5 protein-coding genes are annotated in these 14,476 nt (G+C 70.4%); 2 read left to right on the top strand and 3 right to left on the bottom strand.

Annotation, left to right across the window (positions count from 1 at the left end):
• Positions 1-48: 48 nt before the first annotated feature.
• Entirely contained in the window at positions 49-10,398 is a 10,350-nt protein-coding gene (locus ACOOGH_RS08610) for an SDR family NAD(P)-dependent oxidoreductase (protein ID WP_420448525.1), read from the top strand.
• On the top strand, positions 10,395-12,161 hold the full coding sequence (locus ACOOGH_RS08605; protein ID WP_420448524.1) for a uracil-xanthine permease family protein: 1,767 nt from the start codon (positions 10,395-10,397) through the stop codon (positions 12,159-12,161). Before ACOOGH_RS08610 ends, ACOOGH_RS08605 begins: the two co-directional genes overlap by 4 nt.
• A gap of 30 nt (positions 12,162-12,191) precedes the next feature.
• Here the strand turns inward: ACOOGH_RS08605 and ACOOGH_RS08600 are convergent, their stop codons facing one another.
• The 3 genes from ACOOGH_RS08600 to ACOOGH_RS08590 form a co-directional block, all read right to left on the bottom strand.
• Positions 12,192-12,986, bottom strand: coding sequence for an alpha/beta fold hydrolase (locus tag ACOOGH_RS08600; protein WP_420448523.1), 795 nt, complete (start codon positions 12,984-12,986; stop codon positions 12,192-12,194).
• 182 nt (positions 12,987-13,168) lie between these two features.
• Positions 13,169-13,387: an acyl carrier protein gene (locus tag ACOOGH_RS08595; RefSeq protein WP_420448522.1), complete on the bottom strand. Its 219-nt coding sequence runs from the start codon at positions 13,385-13,387 to the stop codon at positions 13,169-13,171.
• A gap of 172 nt (positions 13,388-13,559) precedes the next feature.
• Positions 13,560-14,468 (bottom strand): SDR family NAD(P)-dependent oxidoreductase, encoded by a 909-nt coding sequence (locus ACOOGH_RS08590; RefSeq protein ID WP_420448521.1) that lies wholly within the window; start codon positions 14,466-14,468, stop codon positions 13,560-13,562.
• Positions 14,469-14,476 lie beyond the last annotated feature (8 nt).

The raw sequence follows: 14,476 nt of genomic DNA, 5'->3' as shown, positions 1-14,476 counted from the left end.
GAACAAATGTCCGGTCCGGGGAAGCCGGCCGGCAAGGGGACCATAACCATGGCAGATCGAAACGGGCGGCGGGCAGAGCCGATCGCGATCATCGGAATGGCGTGCCGTTTCCCCGGCGCGGAGGACCTGGCCGCCTTCTGGCGAATGCTGGACGCGGGCGGGAGCGGGGTCATCGAAGGGGTTCCCGGCTCCGGCGTCGGGCGCGTCGGCGAACTGTTTTCCGAGAGCGAGGGCAAGAGGCCGGCCTGCCGATTCGGTGCCTACCTGGACGGGCTCGACCAGTTCGACGCGGCCTTCTTCCGCATCTCGCCCGTGGAGGCGCAACTGCTCGATCCCCAGCAGCGGCTGATGCTGGAGACGTGCTGGCGGGCGGTGGAGGACGCGGGCATGGCCCCCGACCGGCTGAAGGGCAGCCGCACCGGAGTGTACGCGGGGATCAGCAACAACGAGTATCGCGGGCTCATTCTGGACACCCTTCCCCCGGACGAGCCCGCCGTCAGCCTCTATTCCGTCACCGGAACCTCCTTCAACACCGCCATCGGCCGGGTTGCCTTCGCCCTCGGGCTTGAAGGCCCGGCGCTGGCACTGGATACCGCCTGCTCTTCCTCGCTGGTCGCGATCCATGCGGCAGCGACCGGCCTCCAGCGGGGCGAGGCGGACCTGGCGCTGGCCGGTGGCGTGCACGCAATCCTCTCGGGCCGCCTCCTGGAGATGCGGGCCAACGCCGGAATGCTGTCGCCGGACGGGCGTTGCGCCACCTTCGATGCGGCGGCGAACGGTTATGTCCGCGGTGAAGGCTGCGGGATCGTCGTGCTCAAGCGCCTCGCCGAGGCGGAAGCCGATGGCGACCGCATCTGGGCCGTGGTGCGCGGCTCGGCGCTCAACCAGGATGGTGCCAGCCCCGGATTGACCGTGCCGAGCGGGCCCGCGCAGGAGAAGGTCATCCAGGCCGCCCTGCAGCAGGCCGGCCTTGATCCCGCCCAGGTGGACTACGTCGAGGCACACGGCACGGGTACGGAAGTCGGCGATCCGATCGAGGCCCAGGCGACCGGTAGCGCGTACGCTCGCGGCCGGGACCCCGGGCGGCCGCTGCTCATCGGCTCGGTCAAGACCAACATCGGTCATCTCGAAGCGGCGGCCGGGGTCGCCGGCGTGATCAAGACGGTGCTTGCCATGAGGCGCGGCGTCATCCCGAGACACCTCCACTTCCGGGATCCCAGTCCCCAAATCCCCTGGGAGCGTCTGCCGCTGCAAGTGACGGCGACACCCACGGACTGGCCCGACAGGTCCGGGGCGCGGCGGCGGGCGGGGGTGAGCGGCTTCGGCTGGTCGGGGACCAACGCCCATCTCGTGCTGGAGGGGTACGGCGACCGGGAGGACTTCGCCGCACAGGTCCCCGGGTCCTGGACCGACGGCTCGCCACGGTCCATCGCCGTTTCGCTGCCGGCCTCTTTCAATGGAGCCACGCCGGTCGCGGAGACCCTCGCGCCGAGGGGCAAGCGTTTTCTGCCGCTTGCCGCGCGCACGGATCAAGCCCTCCGTGACCTCGCGGGACGATACCGGTCGTGGATGGACGACCGCGCCGGGGGACTCGCAGCCGATGAGGCCGCCAGCGTACGGTTGCTCGCCGACATGGCGTGGTCGGCTGCCATCGGGCGCACCCATTTCGAGCACCGAGCGGGCGTCGTGTTCCACGATGCCGATTCCCTGCACGAATCTCTCCGCGCGCTCCAGGAGGCGGACGAGACGCCGGCGCCGCGCGCCGCGAAGCGGGTGGCCTTCGTCTATACGGGACAGGCGAGCCAGTGGCCGGGGATGGGCGCGGCGCTCTATGCGAGCGAACCCGTGGTGCGCGCGGTGCTGGACCGCTGCGATGCCTTGCTTGCGGAGGAGCGGGGCGCTTCGCTCCTGGACGTGATGTTCGGTCGAACGGGACCTGTCGTCGCCGGCGACCTGGACGATCCGCGATGGAAGCAGCCTGCGATCTACGCACTGGAGTGCGCGCTCGCGGCTCTGTGGGAGAGTGTGGGCGTGCGGCCGGACGTCGTGCTCGGTCACAGTCTGGGCGAAATTGCGGCGGCGCACACCGCCGGCGTGTTCAGCCTGGAGGAGGGTCTGCGTTTCGCTGCGGCACGGGGCACGCTGATCGGGGCGCTCCCCGGCGACGGCGCCATGGCGGCGGTCTTTGCTCCGCCCTCCCGCGTCGCGGCGGCTCTGGACGAACACAACGCGACCTCCGATGGCATCGGCCTGTGTGTCGCGGCGGACAACGGCGCCCATCAGGCGATCAGCGGCCCGGCGGTCGAGATCGAGGCGATCCTGGAGCGCTTCGAGGCGGACGGTGTACGCGTCGCGCGGCTGCGGCGGAGCCCGGCTTATCACAGCGCGATGGTCGCACCGGCCCTGGACGACCTCGAGGCCGCCTTGGCCGAGACCGCCTTCGCGCCGCCTTCCCTCACCTTCGTCAGCAACCTGTCGGGCCGCGCGCTGGGGGCCGGCCAGGCGCCCGATGCCGCGTATTGGCGGCGTCAGGCGCGCGAGCCGGTGGCCTTCCGGGCCGGCGTCGAAACGCTGGCGGAGATCGGCGTGGACGCGGTAATCGAAGTCGGACCCCATGCCGTGCTGGGGCCGATGACGACCATGGCCTGGCCGGAGGCCTCCGGAACCGCGCCACCGGTGGCCCTCTCGAGCCTCCTGCGACCGGCGAAAGGCGAGGAGGCGCCAGCGGCGGGCGCAGGCGGCGGCTTCGTGGAGGCGGTTGCCGGCGCCTGGGAGGCGGGGCTGCCGGTGTCCTTCCCGGGACTCTTCGCGGGAGAGGCTCGTCGCCGAATCGCGTTGCCGGATTATCCCTTCCAGCGCGAGAGCTACTGGATCGAGGCGCCCAGGCGGCGGCGCTCGGATGCCGGCCACCCTCTGCTGGGTATGCGCCACGAGTCCGCGAGCGGGGAGATTGCCTTCGACACGGAGGTCTTCCCTTCGGACCCGGCGTGGCTCAGCGACCATCGGGTCTTTGGCCGCCTGATCGCGCCGGGCGCGCTCTATGGCGCCATGGCCGCCTCGGCCGCCCGCGCCGAGGGAAGCGAAGCGGTGGTGATAGAAGACTTCCAGCTCCGGAGCGCCCTGGTCTTCCCCGACCAGGACGGCGAGGAGGGCGCCGGCGAGACGGCGCGCCGGGTGCAGGTGCTCCTCGACTTCCCCGAGGACGGACCGTCTCGCCGGGTCCGTGTCCTGAGCCGGGCCGAGGGCGAGGAGGGGTGGACGCTGCACGCCGAGGGTCGGATCGGGGCGGGCGTGGCCGGTGGCCTCCAGGGGGCGGCGCTCGACGTCGAAGCGGCGAAGACCGAACTCTCTCCGGTGGACCTTGGGGGCTACTACCGCGCGAAGGCTTCGGTGGGCATCAATCTCGGCCCGGCCTTCCGCACCGTGGAAGCGCTTTGGTCCAGCCCCGGCGAGGCCATCGCCGAAGTGAGGCTCGATCCTGGCTTCGAGCGGACGCCGCTCGACGTACATCCCCTCGTGCTGGACGGCTGCTTCCAGGCCTTCGGTGCGGCGCGCAACCCCGACGGCGCCGCCGAAGGCATCACCTATCTCCCCTTCGCGTGGGAACGCCTGTGGCTGGCTGGCCGTTTGCCGGATCGGCTCGTCTGCCATGTGCGGATGCGCGAGGGGCCGGATCGCGCGGTCGCGGACGCGCGCGATGACGAACTCCGCGAGGTTCAGGTAGCCGACCTCCGGCTCTACGACCCCGACGGGACGCCGGTCGGAGAACTCGTCGGCTTCACCGTGAAGCGGGCGACACGGGCGGCGCTCCTCTCGGCCGTCGAAGGAGTCGACGAGCTTCTCTACGAGGTGACCTGGCGGGATCGCGCTCTCGAGGCCGGCATCGCGCCCGCCGATTTCCTGAGGAGTCCGTCGGAGGTCGCCGCGACGACGGATCTCTTCACCGGCTACCTGGAGAACGAGGGGGTCGACGCCGAGGATCGGGCGGCGCTGTTGGCGGACCTGGAGCAGCTGTCCTGCGCGTACGCTCTCCGGACTCTGGATGCGCTGGACTGGCGGCGCGTGGGCGGGGAATCCGTCGATTCCGCCGAGCTGCGGGAGCGTCTGGGCGTCGGTTCGGAGCACGAGCGGCTGTTCCGGCGGATGCTCGAGATGCAGGTCCGCGCCGGGGTGCTCGAGCAGGCCGGCGATGGTTTCGTCGTGACCGTGGCGTCCGGCGAGCCGCTGCCGGAGGGGCTTTCCGACGACCCCGATGCGGTGGCGGAGGAGATGGCGGCGCGGTACGCGCACGGCACGACGGAGATCGGTCTGTTCCGGCGCAGCGCCGGCGCCTTGGCCGAGGTTCTCCAGGGTCGCATGGATCCGTTGACGCTGCTCTTCAGCAGCGGCGAACCGACGGCCGCCGATCTGTATCTGAAGGCGCCGGTGGCCCGTGCGGCCAACCGCCTGTTGGCGGATGCGACGGCGGCTCTCCTGAGCGCGATGCCGGCCGGGCGCACGCTGCGCGTGCTGGAGGTCGGCGCCGGCACCGGGTCGGCGACGGCGGCCTTGCTCCCGGAACTGCCGAAGGGCGGCTACGACTACACATACACCGACATCTCGGCCGGCTTCTTCGCGGAGGCGGAATCCCGATTCGGCGGTGCCGAGGCGTCGATCGACTACCGGGTGCTCGATATCGAGAAGGAACCGGTGGCACAGGGGATCGATCGCCACGGCTACGACCTGGTCATCGCCTCCAACGTCCTCCACGCGACGCGTTATCTGAACGAGACGCTGGAACACTGCCTCGCGGCTCTCTCCCCGTCGGGGCAACTGATTGCGCTCGAGAATCTGCGCGGGCAGGGGTGGCTCGACCTCACGTTCGGGCAGCTGGACGGCTGGTGGCGGTTCGCCGACGACTACCGCCCGCACCACGCGCTTGCGACCCCCGCCGTCTGGCGACAGGCGCTCGCAGACGCCGGCTTCGAAGACATCGCGATCCTCGGCTTCGACGAGTCGGATCCGAACGCGAACCCGGACCGGGGCGTGATCGTGGCGCAGGGTCCGGCGGAAGTCACGAGAGAGCCCGGGACGTGGGTTCTGGCCGCCGACCGGGGTGACGTGGCGGCTGAACTCGCGAACACGCTCGCGGCGCACAAACAGACGGTCGTGCTCGCCGGCGCGGCGACGGGCCCCGGCGAGCTTTCCGAGGCGGCCGGCGCGGGCGTCGTCGAGGCGCCCGTGGAAGCCGAACGGCGAGAATCCTGGGCCGCGCTGCTCGATGGCCTGCCCTCCGATCCGCCGCTCGCGGGCGTCGTGCACCTGGGAGGACTGGATGGTCACGGCGCCGCGGCGACCACCGACGAGTTGGCGGGGGATGCGCGCAGCACTGCGGCGAGTGCCCTCGCCCTCACGCAGGCGCTGGCGGAGAGCGAGACGCCCCCGTCGAAGGGTCTCTGGTTCCTCACGCGCGGCGGCCAGATGGTGGAACGCGAGCGCGGTGGCGAGCTGATCGGCGCCACGTTGTGGGGCTTGGGCAAGGTGGCCGCCCGGGAGGCTCCCCAGCTTCGGCCGAGGATGCTGGATCTCGATCCTGCCGATAAGGCGCTCCCGCCGCACCTCGCGAACGAGTTTCTTCACCCGGATGCGGAGACCCACATCGCTTACCGTTTCGGCCGCCGCCAGGGTGCGAGGCTGGTTCGCGCCGCGACCGTCCCGGATCGGTTGTCGCTGCCGGAGGAGCCGGGATGGGAGCTGCAGCCCGATCCGGGTGGGTCCCTCGTAGCCCTCGGGGTGATGTCGGTGCCCGAAAGCCCGCTGGCGCCCGGAGAGATCCGCGCCGCGATCGAGGCTTTCGGACTCAACTTCCGCGACGTGTTCATCGCGATCGGACTCGTCGATGATTTCATGGGCGGGGAGTTCTGCGGCCGGGTGCTCGAAGTTGGGGAGGACGTCACGAGCGTCGCGGTCAGAGACCGCGTGGTCGGCATGACGTTCCGGAACTATGGCGCCGAGACCGTAACCCTCGAAGAGATGGTCGTGCCCGCGCCACCGGGTTTCTCGGTCACCGAACTGGCGACCATCCCGACGGCGTTCGTGTCGGCGGCGCTCTCCTTCGAGCTCTCGGGACTCGACGCCGGCGACCGCGTACTCATCCACGCCGGCGCGGGCGGAGTCGGTCTCGCGGCGATCCAACTGGCCCGGGCGGCGGGTGCCGAGGTCTTCGCCACGGCGAGCGCGCGCAAGCGCGACTTCGTGCGCTCGCTCGGGGTGAAGCATGTGTTCGACAGCCGCACGACGGCCTTCGGCGCGGAGATCCTCGCGGCCACGGGCGGGACGGGTGTCGACATGGTGCTCAACAGCCTGACGGGCGAGGGCTTCATCGAGGCGAGCCTCTCGTGCCTCGCCGAAGGCGGCCGCTTCGTGGAAATGGGTCGGGTGGACATCCTGAGCGAAGAGGAGATGGTGGCGGTACGCCCCGACGTCCAGTACGCCATCCTCATGATCGACGTCCTCAAGGAAGAAGAACCCGCCAGGGCCGGAGAGCTCCTGCGCGGCGTTATGGAGCGGATGGTGGCCGGCGAATTGGCGCCGCTCATCCACGCCCGGTGGCCGGTGGCCGAGACGGGCGCGGCGATGAAGTGCATGCAGGGCGCGCGGCATGTCGGCAAGATCGTGCTCGCCAACTCACCGCTCGCGCGGGGGACGTTGCGCGAAGACCGCACCTACCTGGTGACCGGCGGCCTGGGCGGTCTCGGCGTGGTCGTGGCGGGCTGGCTGGCCGATCGCGGCGCCGGCGCCATCGTGCTCAACGGCCGGCGACCGCCCGACCCGGAGGTCAGCGAGGCGATCGAAGCGCTGCGGGGGCGCGGGGCCACCGTGGAGGTGGAGCTCGCCGATGTGACGGACGACGCCGCGCTCGACGCCATGCTGGCCCGCATGGATGCGGATCTCCCGCAGCTCGCGGGCGTGATCCACAGCGTCGGCGTGCTGTCGGACGCCACGATCGGGAACCAGAGCTGGGAGACGTTCGAGCGGGTTCTGTGGCCGAAGATGCTGGGGGCCTGGCACCTGCACCGGGCGACCGCCGGGCGCGACCTCGACATGTTCGTGCTCTTCTCCAGCGTCGCGGGCATCCTGGGCAACCCGGGCCAGGCGAACCACGCGGCGGCCAACGCATTCCTCGACCAGCTCGCCGGCTATCGGCGGTCGCAGGGGCTCCCGGGCCAGGCCATCGCCTGGGGCGCGTGGTCGGATATCGGTGAAGCCGAGGAACAGCGGGAACGGTTCGACCGGCAGCGGTCGGCGCTGGGAGGCCGCTGGTTCACGCCGCAGCAGGGGTTGAGGGCCCTCGACCGGCTCGTGCGGCAGGACGCCACCACGTCTGTCGTCATGGCGATGGACTGGGACGTGTTCGAGGAGGCCGTGGAGGAGCCACCGCCCCTGCTCGAGGATCTGCTGTCCGCGGCCGCCGAGGCGGGGGCGGATGACGCGGAAGGGGCCGAAGATATCCTCACGCGCGTCGACGGGAGGCCCGCAGCTGAACGGGAGGCGCTCCTCGCGTCGTTCGTGCAGGCGGAAGTGCAGGCCGTGCTGCGACTGCCCTCGGCCCCGGCCCCTACGGTCGGCTTCTTCGATCTCGGGATGGACTCGCTCATGGCCGTGGAGCTGCGGAACCGGTTGAACCGGGCCCTGTCCGGGGCCTACAGCGCGCCCAACACGCTCGTGTTCGACTACCCCAACATCACCGAACTGGCCGCGCACCTGGCGAAGGAACTCGACGATGGGGACGCCTCGCCCGCGGGCGCGCCGGAACTCGCCTCGGAGGTCCGGGACCAGGCGCCGGAGCGAGACGAGGATGGGGACGATGGCGTCGCGATCGTCGGCATGGCATGCCGCTTCCCCGGCGCGCCGGACCTCGCCGCCTTCTGGCGCCAACTGGAGGCTCGGACCGACGCGGTGACGGACGGACGCCGGGATGCCGGGCCCTGGACGGGCGTGGCCGGCGATCCCGCCTCCGACGATGACTACTCGCGCCACGGCGCGTTCCTCGAGGACATCGACAAGTTCGACGCGCGCTTCTTCGGGATCAGGCCGATCGAGGCCCGGATGATGGACCCGCGTCAGCGCCTGCTGCTCGAGACGACGTGGCACGCACTGGAGGACGCGGGCCTGGATCCGGTGCAGCTCAAGGGCACGAGCACCGGGGTCTACACCGGCGTGACCACCGGAGATTACCGGGACCTCGCCGTGGCCAGCGGCGAAGGACCCGGCTACCTCGGGACGACGATGAGCGTGACCGCGGGCCGGATCTCGTTCGCCCTCGGCCTTACCGGTCCCGCTGTGCCTCTGGACCTGGCCTGTGCTTCGTCGCTCGTGGCCGTACATCAGGCCGCCGCCGCACTTCGACAGGGCGAGGTGGGAGTCGCGCTCGCGGGAGGCGTCAACGCGATCCTGTGGCCGGGGACGACGGAGTTGATGAAGGAAGTCGGGTTGCTCTCGGCGAGTGGGCGTTGCCACAGTTTCGATGCGGCGGCGGACGGGTTTGTGCGTGGTGAGGGCTGCGGCATGGTCGTCCTCAAGCGGCTCGCCGACGCCAGGGCGGACGGCGACCGGATCTGGGGGGTAGTCCGCGGTTCGGCCGTCAACCAGAACGGGACGAGCGCGGGGCTCACCGTCCCGAACGGCCCGGCCCAGGAGCGTGTGATCGAGGATGCGCTCGCCCAGGCGGGTCTCTCGCCAGCGGAGGTTGATTATCTGGAGGCGCACGCCGCGGGGTCCGATCTCGGAGATCCGATTGAGGTGCAGGCGGCCGCGACGGTCTACGGCCGGGGACGGGACGAGGAGCGGCCGCTCCTCATCGGTTCCGTGAAGACGAACATCGGCCATCTCGAGTGCGCGGCCGGGATCGCCAGCCTCATCAAGGCGGTGCTTGCCATGAACGAGGGCCGGATCCCGCCGCAACTGCACTTCCACGACCCGAACCCCCATCTGACGTGGGATCAGCTCCCGGTGCGCATCACGGCCGAGCCCACCGCGTGGCCGTCCGACGATGATCGGCCACCGCGCGCGGGCGTGAGTTCGTTCGGCATCTCGGGGACGAACGCGCACGTCGTGGTCGAGGGGAACGGGAGCGCGGACCACGCGTCGATCGGGAACGGCGCCCGGATGCCCGCCGGCGCATCGGTCACTGTTCCGGTCGTCCTGCCGGAGACCGAGGGTGGGCCGTCGCCTGTGGACGCTGTCGCTCCCCGGGATACGCGTCTCCTGCCGTTATCCGCAAAGTCGCCGGAGGCGCTGCGGGAACTGGCGAAGCTCTATTTCGAGTGGTTGGAGAAACACGCCGGAGCGCCGTCCGGCGGCGATGACGCCGCGGCGTCGTCGCTCGCGGACATGGCGTGGACCGCCGGCATGGGGCGGAGTCACTTTCGCCACCGGGCCGGCATCGTGTTCCGCGACGGTGCGTCGCTTCGAGATGAACTCAGCGTCCTCGCCGAACGGCCTGTCGAGGAAGGATCTCACTGGGACCGCGAAGCCGGCACCCCCCCGCGGGTGGGCTTCGTCTACGCAGGAGAAGACGGCGCGAGCGAGAGGGCGGGGCAGGGGCTCTATGATCGCGAGCCGGTCGTGCGCGCCATCCTGGACCGCTGTGACCAGGCGCTGAGGAAGGCGCGGGACGGAGCGTCGCTGCTCGACGTGATGTTCGGGCGGGAGAACGCCCGAGGGACGCTGCGTGACCCCGAGTGGGCGCAGCCCGCCGCCTACGCACTGGGTTGCGCGCTCACCGCGCTGTGGGTGAGCGTCGGCGTCCGCCCCGGCGCGGTGGCGGGAGAGGACGTGGGCGAACTGACCGCGGCCTGGGCCGCCGGCGTCTTCAGGCTGGAGGACGGACTGAGACTCGCCGCGACGAGGGGCACCGCGATCGCCAGACCGAAACAGCGATTGGCGGTCGCGATGCCCGTCGACGAAATGGACGGTGCCGGACGGGATCCGCTGGATGATCTGGAGGCCGCGGCGCAGGACATCGACATCTCACCGCCTTCAGTTGCGTTGATCAGTCAGGTGACCGGCCGAAGGATGGATCCCCGGCAGGCGCCCGACGCCGCCTATTGGCGCGAGCAGGCGCGGGCGTCGCAGAGTCGCCGGCGTCTTTCCGCCGCCCTGGCGGATCTTGGCGTGGACCTGGTGCTCGAGGTCGACCCGGCCGCCGCGGGGCCGACGGCGCTTGCCGACTGGCCGGGCGGCACGGAGCGGGCGGACGGTGCCGATGACGCGTTCGCGTTCTCAGTGGCGAAAGCGTACGAGGCCGGGCTTCCCGTCTCCTTCGCGGGGCTGTTCGCGGGTGAGACGAGACGCCGGATCGCGCTCCCGGGCTATCCGTTCCAGCGCAGACGCCACTGGATCGAGAACGGGGCTTGAACGCCACCGGGGCGGACGGCCGGTCCGGCATCCGCTACCAGCCCGACGAGAAGCCCGCGCCGGCCCTGACGATCGGCGTCGGGCTCCAGCTCGCGGTGCTCAACATCGCGGCGATCGTGTTGATCCCGCTGGTCGTCATGCGGGCCGCCGGGGTCAGCGAGGAGTATCTCTCCTGGGCGGTGCTGGCGTCCGTCACCGCCTGCGGCCTCGTGACGATGCTGCAGGCGGTCCGGGCGGGGCGATTCGGCGCGGGACACGTCCTTCTGATGGGTACTTCCGGCGCCTTCATCCCGGCGAGCATCATGGCGCTCACCGAGGGCGGCCCGGCTCTTCTCGCCACCCTGGTCGTGGTCGCCGCCGTCATCCCGCTGCTGCTCTCCTGGCGGCTGTCTCTCTTCCAGCGAGTCCTGACTCCAGCCGTCTCCGGCACGGTGATCATGTTGATTCCGGTGACGGTGCTGCCCTTCGTGTCGGGACTCCTTGCCGGCGGACCTGAAGGCGGCGCGCCTCCGGGCGCCCCCCTCAGCTTCGGTGTCACGGCGCTCCTGATCGGATGCATCGCTCTGCGCGGGACGGGAGCGCTCCGCCTGTGGGCCCCGGTGATCGGCGTAATCGTCGGTACCGCGATCGCCGGCTACCACGGCCTCTACGATGTGGACCGCATAGCGGACGCCGCCTGGATCGGCCTTCCACGCCCGCGCCCGCCGGGCTTCGACCTCGCGTTCGGCCCGGCCTTCTGGACCCTCCTGCCCTCGTTCCTGCTCGTGGCGGTGATCGCGAGCATCCGCACCATGAGCAGCGCCGTCGCGATCCAGCGGGTGTCCTGGCGGCGCGCGAGTCGCGCGACCGATTTCCGGTCCGTGCAGGGCGCGGTGGCCGTGGACGGCGTGGGCAACCTGCTTGCCGGCCTCGCCGGTACCGTGCCCGGCAGCGCCACCACGACGAGCGTCCCGTTGACACAACTCACGGGGGTCGCGGCGCGGGGCGTGGGGCTGGCGGCCGGCGCCGCCTTCATCGCCTTCGTCTTCCTCCCCAAGGCGTTCGCGGTTGTCCTCGCCGTCCCGGATCCGGTCTTCGCCGGCTACCTGACGGTCCTCCTCGCGATGCTGTTCGCGATCGGCCTCAAGATCGTCCTCCAGGGCGGACTCGACGATCGCAACGGCATCGTCGTCGGCCTCGCCTTCCTCACGGGAGTCAGCTTCCAGTACGGGCTCATCCTCCCCGACCAGGTGTCCGCATTCGCCGGCGGTCTGCTGGCCAACGGGATGAACGCCGGCGGCTTCACCGCCATCCTCCTGACCCTCTTTCTGCGCCTGACCGAACCCCGCCGTGCCCGCATCGAAACGGAATTCGGCCCATCGGCGCTGCCGATGATCCGGGAGTTTCTCGGGCGCTTCGCCGCGAAGGCCGGTCTGGACGCGGAGGTCGCGGACCGCCTGGACGCTGCCGCCGAGGAGGCGCTCCTCTCGCTGACCCGGCCCGAGGCGTCCGGAGACGACCCAGCCCGGCGGCGACTCGTCATGGCGGTGCACCGCGACAAGGCCGACGTGGCGCTCGAATTCGTTGTCGCCCCACGTGACGAGAACCTCCAGGATCGCCTTGCCCTGCTGAGCGGAGAGGTTGGGGAGACTTCCCCTGAGAGCGAAGTGTCGCTGCGTCTCCTGCGCCACCTCGCCTCATCGGTGCGCCACCAGCAGTACCACGGCACGGACATCGTCACCGTTCGGGTAGCCGTCTCCTCCGCGCCGGGCGGGGGCTCATAGCGACGGCTCTGCGAGGCGGGCCGTCGGGGCCTACAGCAACGCGTGGCCCTTGAGGAAGTCGCACATCAACTGGGCGCACTCCTCCGGGTGCTCCACCTGCAGGAAGTGCGTGGATTCCGGTATGAAGTCGTAGTCGACGGTGTTGATGTGACTGAGGTTGAACGACGGCATGTACGAGAACGTCAGCGTGGGATCCGAGCCGATGACCTTGGTCGGACAGGGCACGTCCCCCAGGTCCACCAGGAAGGCGTAGGTGCGCGCGTACGCGAAGATCTGCGCCTCGTATTCGCGGGGACACCGAAGCTCGACGCTCTCCCCGTCCGCGGATTCGCGGAGCACGGTGCTGGCCATCAGGTCCGCCGCGCCCGGAACGGCCCGGGTCAGCACCAGGTGCTCGAGGAGCTCCGAGAACTCGGACGCCTCTCGGAACCGGTCCGCTCGGCGTCGCGCGAGTTCCGCCGACCGGTCGGCGGACTTGTCGAACTCGGCCTCACCCATTCTCGGCTTGTAGAGAGGCGGATCGAAGAGGATCCAGGCGGAGAGATCGCCCATGCGACCCGTGCCGAGCGAGCCCGAGAGGAGCGCCGTCAGCGCCGAAAGGGAGTGGAAGACCCCGATCATGGGCGTTGGGCCGTAGCGGGTGGCGATGGCCTCGACGACCTGTTCCTGGTCCCGGATCAGGTTGGGGACGTTGTGTCCGCTGCGGGGGCCTATGGCGTTCCACCCGTGGTTTCTCAGGTCGTAGACAAAAACGTCAAAGCCATCGAGGAACCGCGACCAGAACGGATAATAGAGGTCGACCGCGAGACCGTTGCCGTGTCCCACGAGCAAACGAGGTCCACGGGGGTGCCCGTGTCGCCGCACCCTGGTGACACTGCCGTCGTCGTGCCGGACGTCGTGCACCGAATGCGGTTCCGGAATCTTCCAAACAGCGCCGGAAGTCATGTCACGCCGCGTCCCCCCGAGCCGTCAAGCCCGGGGGCGCGGTCGGAGTTGGTGCGGTGCGTTCAGCCGGCCTGGGAGTCGATGTACGCGGCCAGCTTGCGAAGCGTGTCGAAGCACTCGGGGGGAATCGAAATGCCGAACTCCTTCTCGACGACTTTCTTGAACGCGACGGCGTCGAGTGACGAAACGCCCGAATCCGCGAGCCCGCCATCCCACTGGAGTTCGCGGTCGAGATCGAGGTTTTCCTTGACAAGTTCCCCAAGGCGAGCTGCACACGACATGGTATTGACCTTCCGTTGAGTGTGGGATCCGATCGTCCGATCGACAACGGGCGCACATTCCATTGCGCCCGGACGGGATATTCCATCCTCCGATCTGACGCGTCAACCCACGACCACGACGACGCCCCCCCGAAATCAGGTGTAGACGTTCCCGCGGGAACGCCACGGCCTGCTAGCGATCCAGGATCAGGTCGAAGGCGCCGAGGGGGATGACGAACCGGTCCGCCAACGCCTCGCCGAGCGCGGATGGCGTGAAATCGCGCTCCGAACGGGCCTCGGACGCAATGTGGGGCACCTCCAGGACGCGGACTCGTCGCCCGGACACATGGAAGATCTGGTCGCGGGCCGGGCAGTCGGCTTCCGCCAGCCACGCCGCGAGCACGGCAATGTGCTTCGGCCCGAAGGGGTCGTATCCCGTCTCGTCCGGCTCGCCCAGCTGATCGGCGCCCGTCATGCCGGCCACCATGCGCGTCCGCGCGGAGGGCGAGATCACGTTCGAGCGGACGCCGTAGGGGGCTCCCTCGATCGAAAGGACCTTCGATAGGCCGATGATGCCCATCTTCGCGGCTCCGTAGTTCGCTTGTCCGAAGTTGCCGCACAGCCCGGAGGAAGAGGTTGTGTGGATGACAGAGGCGGCGCGGGGGCGGCCGGCCTTCGCCTCGGCGCGCCACCAGGCGAGCGCGTGCCGGCTGGGGGCGGCGTGACCCTTGAGGTGGACCGCGACGACCGCGTCCCACTCGTCCTCGGACATGTTGAACAGGGCGCGGTCGCGGAGGATGCCGGCGTTGTTCACGAGGATGTCGAGGCCGCCGAACGTGTTGACCGCGTGGGCGATGAGGTCGCGGGCATCGTCCCAGTTCGAGACGTCGTGACGGCTGGCCACGGCCCGGCCGCCGCCAGCCCGGATCTCGGCGCAGACGGACTCGGCCGGGCCGGCATCCGCTCCGTCGCCGTGGACGCCCGTGCCGAGGTCGTTGACGACGATGCTCGCCCCGCCGGCCGCCAGGGCGAGAGCGTGGGCCCGGCCAATCCCGCGGCCGGCGCCCGTCACAATCGCAATGCGCCCGGAGAGACGGCTCACGCCCGGCG

The organism is Candidatus Palauibacter sp., assembly GCF_965213655.1.
GTDB lineage: Bacteria > Gemmatimonadota > Gemmatimonadetes > Palauibacterales > Palauibacteraceae > Palauibacter.
The sequence above is the reverse complement of the archived record's forward strand: the minus strand, read 5'-3'. Positions and strand labels throughout refer to the sequence as shown.

Coding starts and splice junctions, on each gene's coding strand:
- ACOOGH_RS08595 (WP_420448522.1), bottom strand. CDS start 13,387: ATGTCGTGTGCAGCTCGCCTTGGGGAACTTGTCAAGGAAAACCTCGAT.
- ACOOGH_RS08610 (WP_420448525.1), top strand. CDS start 49: ATGGCAGATCGAAACGGGCGGCGGGCAGAGCCGATCGCGATCATCGGA.